Genomic DNA, 3,422 nt, shown 5'->3' on the forward strand with positions numbered 1-3,422 from the left:
CTTCTACGTGGGCCACCTGGACGGGCACCCGGCCGGGCGGATCATCAACAACAAGACCGGCACGGACATTACCTGGAAGAGCAAGGGCTACGCCTTGAGCGACCAGGAGAAGGCCAAGCTCCAGGCCGAGGCGGCCGAGAAGCTGGCACAGCGAGCCGTCGAGCAGGACAAGGCCCAGGAGGCCACCGCGCAGCGCGTCGGTCGGCAGATGGCCGACCTCGTGCCCATCGAGCAGCCGACGCCCTACCTGCAAGCCAAAGGCATCCAGGCGCAGGCCGGCGTGATGACCGACCGCGAAGGCCAGAAGACCTACATCCCGGCCTTCGACGCAGAGGGCAAGCAATGGACGATGCAATACATCCAGGAGGACGGCACTAAGCGGTTCGCCAAGGACTCGAAGAAGGAAGGATGCTTCCACCCGGTCGGCGGCATGGACGCCCTGGCGGCCGCGCCGGCGCTGGTGATCTCGGAGGGCTACGCCACGGCGGCCCAGGTGGCCGAGGCCGTGGGCCACGCCACGGTCGCCGCCTTCGACAGCGGCAACCTTGAGGCCGTGGCGAAGGCGCTGCACGCCAAGTTCCCGGACAAGCCGGTCATCATCGCCGGCGACGACGACCGGCACCTGGTCATGACCCACGGCAACAACCCCGGCCGGGAGAAGGCCGAGGCGGCCGCCCAGGCCGTGGGCGGCAAGGCGATCTTCCCGATCTTCGCGCCGGCCGAGAACACCTACCCGCGCGACTTGCCCGCCATCACGCCCGACAGCTTCAAGACCCACCTGCGCGCCGAGCAGCGCCTTGCCGACGCCGCCGCCGGCAAGGTCGAGCTGGCCGGCGACGAGGCGGCCAAGCTCAAGGCGTCGATGTTGAGCGGCGCGCAGATCGCGGCGCTGTCCACGATGAAGCAGCACACCGACTTCAACGACTTGGCGCACAAGAGCGAGCTGGGCATCGAGGGCGTGAAGCGGCAGATCGGCGCGGCCATCAGCCAGGTGCAGCGCGACGAGCAGCAGCACCAGGAGCAGAAGCACGTCGAGAAAAAGCAACAGCAGATCGAGCAGCGCCCACGGCGGGCCGCTCGCATCGGATAAGTCGAAAAATCCGGCTAAAGTGGCCGAGCTGCACATCAGGCCGCGCGGTTTTCCTCCCTGATCGCCGGCGCGGTTTCTTCCTCCCTGAACCGCATGCAGACTTGCCGCCTCGGACACCCCGAGGCGGTTTTTTTTCGCCTCGCTCGGGGTCTCCTCGTTTTCAGTGCAATAAGTGACGGTACGCAAAGCTAGCACTGGCGCGGGGGTGGTCTGGGTAGACCGTTGATTTCATTGACTTTCCTGTTCGCTTTGTAAACGGGTATGGTGGCCTCCCACTTTTGAGGTTCACGATGCAGGGTTGGCACACAACGTTTTTGGGGATGCGTGGGCTACCGACGAGCTGCTGATGGTCTATGCCGGCATCATGGCCCACGGCACCAGTCTGACTGCGGTCGAATGCGCGCGCATGATTCCGCAATTGTCTGCCACCAGCATTCGCCAGGCCATGCGCTGGGCGCGGGACGAACGGCGTCTGAGCCAGGCCTGCCAGGCTGTGCTGGAATTCATGCAGCGACACCCGATTGCCGCCACCTGGGGGCGGTCCGATTTGGCATCTTCTGACATGATGAGCATGGAGACCACCAAACGGGTGCCCGTTTGCTTGGTTTTGATCTTTGCCCGCGGTTGAAGGAACTCAAACAGCGCCACCTCTTTGTGCCACGCGGCACCAAAGTGCCCGCAGAAATCGCTGCGGTGTGCGAAGCCAATGTCGACGTCGCTTTGATCGAAAAGCATTGGGATAGTCTGGTGCACCTGGCAGCCTCGGTCATGAGCGGACATGCCAGTGCGGTGGCAGCTCTTGCGCGGTTCGGTTCTGCCGCCCAGGGCGATCCAATCTATGAGGCTGGCGTGCAATTGGGGCGGTTGCTGCGTACGGCGTTTTTGGCTGACTACTTTGTCAAGGACGCTTTCAGGAACGAGTTGCGCCGGGTGCTCAATCGGGGCGAGGCTGTTAACGCCCTCAAGCGCGCCATTTATACCGGCCGGATCAGCCCGGCGCAGGCCAAACGTGTCGATGAAATGCAGGCTGTGGCCGATGCGTTGAGCCTGATGGCCAACACCCGCATCCGACGCTGGGCGAGAGCATCGGCATGGCGGCGGAAGTGGCGCATGGCAGCTGCACGGATGTGCCGCCTGCGCGCAAGTAAGTCCGCAGCCAAGCTACCCTGACAAGGCCCGAACTGGCGACGGTTCGGGCCTTGTGCTTTGCGTACCCAAACAATCGCCGCAGAATACTGTGCATTTGTACAGTATTCATGTCAGCCACTTCCAAGCCCAAGCTCTACAACCCACGCCACCCCGAACGCACGCTGCTCTACCAAATGGTAGCCGAGCACTACGAGACCTGGCTAGAGTTGGCCAGCGCGGGTCAGTTCGACGGCCAGGGCGACCACCACACCCCCAAGCCCTTCGTGCGCAAAGCGTTTGCCAAGTATCTTGAGTGCGGCATCTTTGCCCATGGCTTTGCCCGCGCTCGCTGCGGCGACTGTGGGCACGACTACTTTGTAGCCTTCTCCTGCAAAGGCCGGGGAGTCTGCCCCTCGTGCACCACGCGGCGGATGGTGGAGACGGCGGCACACCTGAGCGACCACGTTTTCCCCCGCCTGCCGGTGCGCCAGTGGGTGCTCTCCGTGCCCAAGAGGTTGCGGTACTTCATGCAACGCGACGGAGCGGTGCTGAGCATGGTGCTGCGCATCTTTCTGCGGGTGATCGCACAAACTCTGCAGACCCACAGCCCCGGTGCGGCCCATATGGACAAGGCAGGCCTGCACATCGGTGCCATCGCCTTCATTCACCGATTCGGCTCCAGCCTCAATGAACACGTCCACTTCCACGTTTGTGTGGTGGACGGGGTGTTTGAGGAAGTGGAGGGCGAGGGCGATGCTGATGCGACCCCTCGAATCTCATCGCCGGGTGTCATCTTTCACGCGGCCACCGGCATCGATGCGGCTACCGTGGCCCCAGTGCAGACCACACTGCAAAAACGCATCCTGCGCGCCTTCGTTGCTCGGGGCCTGCTGGAGAACTGTGACGCCAAAGACATGCTGGGCTACAAACACAGCGGCTTCTCGGTGGACGCCGGTGTCTGCATCGAAGCCCACGACCGCGCTGCGCTGGAGCGGCTGCTGCGCTATTGCGCGCGTCCACCGTTTTCCATGGAGCGCCTACGCAAAGAGGGAAGCAAACTGGTGTACCGCTGTGCCAAACAGCGCAGCGAGCCCACCAGTGACAAGCGTGGTGCCAAGGCAGATGAGCTGCACCTCACACCGCTGGAACTGATCGACCGCATCGCCGCGCTGGTGCCACCGCCACGCACCCACCGGCACCGCTA

General features: G+C 63.7%; 2 protein-coding genes and 1 pseudogene. All 3 read left to right on the forward strand.

Annotated elements, in window-relative coordinates:
• Window positions 1-1,090, forward strand: a 1,090-nt coding sequence (locus tag AC13EY_RS01310) for a toprim domain-containing protein (protein WP_482875788.1), incomplete at its 5' end; no start/stop codon positions are given.
• A gap of 328 nt (window positions 1,091-1,418) precedes the next feature.
• Window positions 1,419-2,149: pseudogene (locus tag AC13EY_RS01315) on the forward strand (Tn3 family transposase); the annotation flags it as partial.
• Between the two features lie 197 nt (window positions 2,150-2,346).
• A partial coding sequence (locus AC13EY_RS01320) for an IS91-like element ISCR8/ISPps1 family transposase (RefSeq protein WP_482875789.1) occupies window positions 2,347-3,422 on the forward strand: 1,076 nt, incomplete at its 3' end.

The sequence above is a fragment of the Halopseudomonas sp. L-58 genome, assembly GCF_056859475.1.